Origin of the sequence: Trichlorobacter sp. (assembly GCF_030247655.1) — a bacterium.
Taxonomy (GTDB): Bacteria; Desulfobacterota; Desulfuromonadia; order Geobacterales; family Pseudopelobacteraceae; genus Trichlorobacter.
In genome coordinates this window covers 1-7,151 of the sequence record NZ_JAOTRZ010000151.1, presented here as the reverse complement: position 1 = coordinate 7,151, position 7,151 = coordinate 1, and the positions used below count along the sequence as shown (strand labels likewise).

General features: G+C 46.2%; 4 protein-coding genes and 1 pseudogene. 3 read left to right on the top strand and 2 right to left on the bottom strand.

Annotation, left to right across the window (positions count from 1 at the left end; all coding sequences use genetic code 11):
• From OEL57_RS12050 to OEL57_RS12040, 3 genes and pseudogenes are all read left to right on the top strand, one after another.
• A pseudogene (locus OEL57_RS12050) lies at positions 1-302 on the top strand (integrase); the annotation flags it as partial.
• A 1-nt stretch (position 303) separates the two neighbouring features.
• On the top strand, positions 304-1,233 hold the full coding sequence (locus tag OEL57_RS12045) for an HD domain-containing protein (protein WP_300740777.1): 930 nt from the start codon (positions 304-306) through the stop codon (positions 1,231-1,233).
• Positions 1,234-1,332: 99 nt separating this feature from the next.
• Positions 1,333-1,617: an integration host factor subunit alpha gene (locus OEL57_RS12040; protein WP_300740776.1), complete on the top strand. Its 285-nt coding sequence runs from the start codon at positions 1,333-1,335 to the stop codon at positions 1,615-1,617.
• Positions 1,618-1,641: 24 nt separating this feature from the next.
• Here OEL57_RS12040 and OEL57_RS12035 read toward each other — a convergent pair whose 3' ends face one another.
• Both OEL57_RS12035 and OEL57_RS12030 read right to left on the bottom strand, forming a co-directional pair.
• Entirely contained in the window at positions 1,642-4,851 is a 3,210-nt protein-coding gene (locus tag OEL57_RS12035; protein WP_300740775.1) for a hypothetical protein, read from the bottom strand.
• On the bottom strand, positions 4,815-7,151 hold a 2,337-nt coding region (locus tag OEL57_RS12030; protein WP_300740774.1), incomplete at its 5' end, for a hypothetical protein. The genes OEL57_RS12035 and OEL57_RS12030, both read right to left, overlap by 37 nt.

The following is a 7,151-nucleotide window of genomic DNA, read 5'->3' as shown; positions in this document are numbered from 1 at the left end:
GATTTGTATTCTGCACCCGAACCGGTGAGCCTACGAACTTCAGTAACGTGACCAACCGGATCTGGTACCCGACACTCAGGCTACTTGGCCTGAAAAAACGCCGTCCTTACCAGACCAGGCACACCACAGCTACCCTGTGGCTCGCTTCAGGTGAAAATCCGGAGTGGATTGCACGGCAGATGGGCCATTCAACCACCAAGATGCTGTTTACCATCTACTCGCGGTATGTTCCAAACATTACGCGGCAAGATGGGTCTGCGTTCAACAGTCTGATCACCGCTGGCCGGGAAAGCGAGGTTTGATATGATCGCAAGCTTGGAATACCGGCCAAATGCACCGGTTGAAGCTACACTGAGGATTCACAACCCGACCATCAGAACAGCACGTAATAACAAGCGTTATCTGGCCTGTACACTGCGGGATCGTTCAGGTCACATTCCTGCCTATGCCTGGCTTGATCGCTATGACGGTGACCAACTGGAGGATAAAACGCTGGTAACTGTTTACGGCAGTATGCGGCATTTTGCAGATCGCTGGCATGTAGATATATCTGCAGCCACACGGGCAGAAAACAGTTCAGGCGATCCATTACAACACCTCCCTGGAGACTACTGCCCTATTGCAGGGGGCATACAGAGGCTGGAAGCCATTTTGAATCAGCTCAAAATCATGCCTCTCCGTGAATTTATACTGAACGTGTTACGAAACGATAGTATGGCGTTACCGTTTATATCTTTACCTGCCAGTCAGAAACATCATCACTCTTACGCCGGTGGACTTTTAGAGCACAGCCTTGAATGTGCAGAATTTGTCATACGTGCAACAGGGTGCATGCATGAGCAGGATGAACTGGCAGCATGTGCCGCACTCCTGCACGATATTGGCAAGACCAAGACACTTAACAGAACCAGTAGAAGCTTGATTGGAGCTTTGCTGGGTCACGACCTGCTGACATTGGAGCTACTAGCACAACCGCTTGCACAGTTGGACCATGTATGGCCGGATGGCGCAACAGCCCTTCGCTACCTGCTCAGCTGGAAACTTCAATCTTATGGTGGAAAAAGGCCTTTGATGACAGTCGCGGAAGTAGTTCAGGCAGCAGACAGGATAAGTAGCGGCTTGAATAATGAATCAGTTCTGTTTGGCGCGTCTCCAGCATGGAAAAAATTGGTATCCGATGAAGCTGGCAGGAAGTTTTGGAGACCGGAAAAATTGACAGCAGATGCAGCTTAGTAGTAGTGAAAACAGCTGCCGTTGGTTACAGATATTGACCGGCGGCAGCTGTGACAAAAATGTTACTACTCATTCAGAACTATTTCATTGGAGGCATCTGTGACCAAAGCAGACATCGTTGAGAAGATTCAGACCACTACAGGTATTTCAAAGAAGGATGCCTCGGGTATGATGGAGGCGGTCTTTTCCATCTTGAAGGGATCTCTGGAATCTGGAGAAACCATTAAAATATCCGGCTTTGGCAGCTTTACCGTCAGCCAAAAATCTGCACGTAAAGGACGTAACCCGCAAACCGGTGAAGCCATGACCATTGAAGCACGCAAGGTGCTCACCTTCAAGCCAAGTACCGTGCTGCGTCAGGCAATCAACGGTGAGGTTGCATAACCATAGATATTTCAGACGATCAGTTCATTCATTGATATACTCAAGACCGATTGCCAGCAGATAGATGGCATAACGGAATCCATAGAGTGTCTCTGCAATAACCTGCTTATTTTTCCTTTTGATGGTACGATCTGTACGAGCCACCATGAAGGCCACAGAGCATTCATGGGTACGGCGATATTTGACGTGACGCTTGCCGGAAGTTAGCAGGTGATCTTCAGCAATGCCAAGCTTCTTTAAAATCAGCTTTTGATTCTCCAGTTCAGATTGCCGAGCCGGTACTGATTTTGCGAACATGGAAATATAGACCATGGAGTCCGGAATCCCTATAAGCTTTAGAAACTCCTTATATGTAATGGTCCCTGCAACATCAGTAAATCGCACATACCCCTGGTTTGAGCTGTATCGTTCAACAAAAATTTTGCATCCATCTCGTACGACCTCAAGCTCCTGGGCAGTCAGCACAGATATTTTTTTCAGTATCTTGGCCACCAAGGCCTTGTCGGCTGAATTATCAGGTGGCACAGGAAAGGTATTAACAGTACCTTTCTTCATTTCCTGCTTTCGTTGCCAAGCCGACAAATGACGGGGAGTGCCTTCTTTTGTTGTCAGGTTCCTGATAACAGTTGCCGCTTCACACCACGCCTTGGAAGAGGCTATTGAAGTTCGTAAACGATCTGCAATCTGCTCGCAAGACATTCCCTGCACCTGATATAATTTGAGGACATGCTGAACAATCTTCCAATCCGGCAAAATTTTTTCTGACTCTTCTTCCTGTGGCGGCAATGGCTCTATGGTTTTAGTAGCTGGCAACTGCGGATCTGGAAACAGCTTTGATGCATGCCGCGCCATTCGCTCACGATATATTTCCATTTTCCAGTCACCACATGCACTTTCAGCCTTGGTTCTAAAGACCATGACCCGCTTCAGACCTGTTAATTCCATGACGGCTTCTGCAGAAAGTGATGGCTGTACAGCTGGCTGCCGGACCATAACTCCCAACAACAGATCTGACAGGTGAAAATATGATTGCAGAGTGGTAACTGGGTCTGCATGCCCAAGTAAGGTTGAAACACCATACAAGAACTGCCGTCCCTGATTCATATTGCCGAAGAGGCCCCGCACTAACTCCTGAGGGGTGATATGGAACAGGCACAGCTGTCGCAGATGCTCAGGAAGCTCGTCTGGCTGCAAATTGACACTCAGCATAACCAGCAACAGACGATTGGCGAAACTATGGCGCAAGTGGTGATAACGTAGTCCAGGATCACCACTAACCTGTCTCAACACAACGTGTATTTCCAGAAACACTTCATTATCGCCTAAGATCTGTTTGATGCCGGGCAAGCCGAAGAGAGGGGCATCAAGGCAATGCCCCCCCCCCTCTTCAGCTATGCGAATCTGTTTCCAGTGCAGTAGTTCCTGTAACTCATCAGGCTCTAGCAAGAGATGGAGAGGCAATCGGCGTGCTGAGTCAGCGGTTTTAAGCCTATTCAAATAACTAGTACGCACCATGATTTCGGGAAATGTTTCTCCCATCACGTCGCCGATACGTATGGCTAATGCTTCATGCCTTCTGAGGCCACAGCGGTACCCCAGGATAGCTATCAGGCACCTAACCGACTGAATTCTACTGCGCTTTGACAGTTCCCAACCAAGTGAATACAGTGCTGCACGGAACATACGTGGACTCATGATATTGGCATCAACACCAAGCTCAGGCGGCCCTTTTCGGCCGACCATACCGCCCATATCAATTTCCGGAGCGCCATAACTACGCACCAAAAAACGGTGAAACTGGGTCAGTCGAAACGATGTTGTATGCCTCTGTGACTGTTTCTTCACCGCCTTGATTGCATCGTCATACAGGTCTCGCAACTCGGCTGAATCGTAGAGCGAAATATCATCTTTTTCTGCACAGGCAAGCAGTTCTTGATCTATTGCGCTCAGATAGGTGGCAATAGCACTTGGCTGCAATGGATTTTTAAGTTTACGCCCTTCAAGCGTAGACTCAGTTCTACCAAGCATCTCCAGGGTCCATTGGGTGAGCATTTGCAGAACAGGCACCATTTTTTCAGCAGCATCTTCAAAAAAAGAGATAATTTTTTTTCTGGTTGGTTCACAAGTGTCTCGCCCTCTCCTGGCCTTCCCCAGTATACTGACGAGCTTTTTCCTGAGCTGTTCCTGGCGATTATAATCAATCAATTCTGACGCCTGAACCAGTTGGTTGTGCCCAGGAGCCTCCATCTCCTCAATCTCAGCACCTTCAGTTTGTTGCAGAACTGCTTTATCATGTAACAGGCGCGTCCATACTGGAGATGACAGTGAAACGGAGACCGTTTTGCCTGTTGCAAAACTAACGAGAAAATTTGGAATCCTTAAGGCAAGGTAGCAGCTTGCCCCATCATAGAGTTCGGATATGGTTAGATGCTTCTGTTCACCGCTCAGATCATGCAAAGCAGCTTTGACGCAGGTTAGTGCATCAAGATTATGGCATAAAGGCACCAGGTCAGCATAACGGGTATGCAAGCGGATGATCAGAGCCTGTGTAAGTGGGTCTGGAAACCAGCGCCGGTCGATATTTTTCCGTTTTTCAGGCTGATCTGCATACTTTGGATAAATATATGGTCGTTGAAGATCTATCCACATCAGCCCACCCTGTATTCGTATCTGTCCGTTCAGACCACGTAATAAAGGAGTTAACCAGTTTTTGTTTAGTAAGCCGCCGTAAAGAATTGCTGATAACAGGATGATGCCCAAATGCTTAGAAGGGTTATTATTTGCAGGGAGCCCCAGATAGTTTTTAAGGGCGATATGAAGCGGCTCAAATGCATTAAGGCATCTAAATGAAAGGGGGGTAAAACGCGCCGGCTCTCTCGGCGCTGCGACCGGCATTCCAGGCACCACAACCTTTGCCCAGCCCAACTGTTCTTTACCGGCTTCAAGACCTTTAATAAAAAAACGGATACAGAAAAGATACTCAAATGTGCTGAGCGAACTCTTTATCTGCTTGAGAAACTGGTCTCCGTTGCGTGCATTAAATACTGCGTTTACATTACCGTAGTAGATATCCGGATGTTTTTTTAAAAGATACTTTAAGACTTTTTCTCTCAGTCGAAGCTGTTGCACGACAGAGGTATCCTTAGCATTTTTCTCTAAATAGGTTTTATCCCAGATGGGTGCAGGGACTTTATTCATCACCAGTAATCCTGCATGCCGGTTATCGGCATCCAACCATCCTCTTCCAGCATCGGTATCAGATAAGAGGCAATTGTTTCAGCGTACTGTATTGGTGGAAGTGCAGAAAAACTGCCCCAGGGTTCTTCTCCTCGCTCCCAATGTCCCATAAAAGCAGCAACCAATTCAGGGGGGCAACCTTTTTCAGTCAAATGAGAACGCAGGTAGTGGCGACTTGCATTCGATGGCAGATCATACTGCAGATTTTTTCTGATTTCTCGCCAGATGTCTATCGGTTTCAACACGCATGAACCGCCATCCATTCTTAAAAAGAAGAATAGAGGAATTTTGTCATTTGGGCGCGGGTGGCCAAGCAAATGACATAAGGCATTAAACGCATCGAGGTCTAGGTATTCTAACTTTGGCATAAGACACTCGAGATGCTTCAGGTAGGCATAATACTGCTGAATACAAACTGGTGGCAGCCAGACAATCCTTGAGTTGTAATAATCAATACCATCCTTATCAGAAATGACTGCAAAGCCCGTTGTATCATCAATCTGCGATGGAGGGAGTAACGGACTTCTCACAGCACGAAACCCAGTTGAAAAGGCAAACATAATTGCTGTATATCGCATAATATTATTATGCAGGCGCAAAAGCTTATTTCTGTCGCACGCCATACTTTGAATGTGCCTTATTCGCTCCTGAAGCCGGCGTATCATTTTCCTGACAGCTTTCTTTTTAGGACGATAGAAAGTTCCTGCCATGCCCCTCCATGACCCTGCATAGTTGTTATTATCTTGAATATCATTAAGGCTTAAAACTTTACCTCGTGCAGCCAACTCCTGTCCTACCCCACTCATTAATTTTCGGCAAGAAGTGTAGTAGATCGCCTGCAAGCGTTTTACCGGCAAGGCTGTATAGTGTAGAGGTGGCATACCTAGGAAATCACTCCTACCAGTAAGCAGCATAGCAGTTGTGAGATCTGCACCATCAGTTCCAGCAAGATAGTTGTGGAGAAAATACTCAATTCTTTTAAGTGTTAATCGAGTTTTATGCTGTTCATTGATGAGTGTAATGACTTTCTGCAGAGCCTGCTCATAATAATAAGGTGACTTAAGAAACAGGCTTCTCTCGCTTTCGCCCCTTCCCCTTACCTCAGTAATATATGTATCAATGATTTGCTCAAGACCGGTGCCAGATTTTATAAAATAGAATTCACGCCTGAATTCTGCAGAGCTGTAGAACCTATTTCCAAGTGTCATGTCCATTGGCAGTTGGGGGGGTGACACCACCCAAACACCTGATTTATAGCCATAAAACCGATATCCTGGTGGCTCAACTTGAGCATATGCCGCATCACTAAGTTTTATTGATGGCAGATCTTTTAGTGGCACAGAACGCAAAAACAAAGTTACAGCAACAGCTGCCAGCTCACGCTGATCAATCTCCCCTAATCCTCTGATATTTGGATTATACTGGTAAACACCAGATGCCAGTTGCTCAATCGTCTCAATGAAACAGCTAATTTCGTACAGTGACAGCATTTCCCACCTAAATGGAAGACGTTGATTATGCATGGCAATACTGGACAGATAGTGACGTTTTTTACGATTATGCTGCTCGGATGGCAATTTATCATCCAGAGGGGAACTAATTTGATAATAATCTAGCCCACCGGTGGTCTCGGGGGCATCAAGTCCGCATGCTGACTCTGCAGTAAGCTGCCACATTTCAACATCATCTATTTTACCAGTCAGTTCAGGATCAACAGCATCGTTTATAGTGTGTCTTATGGTACGTAATTTTCTTGTGTGTCCTGATTTCAGATAGGTAGGTGCACTTTTGCCTGACAGAGCATAGTCAAGTAAATTATAGATACATTTTAAAGTGTTTCCAGATCGTTGTATGCCCTTCAGATATTCCCCATGCGCATTTGACAACTGTTGAGGAAGGTTATTGTGAATATCGATTTTGGTCGGCAATAGTAGTTTTCGCGCAAGACGACATGAGTCATCCAGCGCCTCCAGATACTCTTTCGGATCACGCCAATGTGATGCGTGTTCTTTTCGGTGCCTGAGTATACCAGACGCAACTACTAAGTAAGCCTCCAATAGCAGATGCCGCGGGGATTCATCCCCCTCCAGACATGACATCCCCAAGCAGGTGTAAATGTAATTATGGGTAAATAAACCGTGAAACGGTTTTTTGTTAAGAAGCTTGGTGTTGGCGGGAGGGTATTCTTTTTCAATTATATCTTTACTACTAACAATAGCTGCGGCCACCAGCTCACATTCATCAATTTCTTCTTTAGATAAAAATTCTCCGACATTCTCTATTTCACAGATATATTT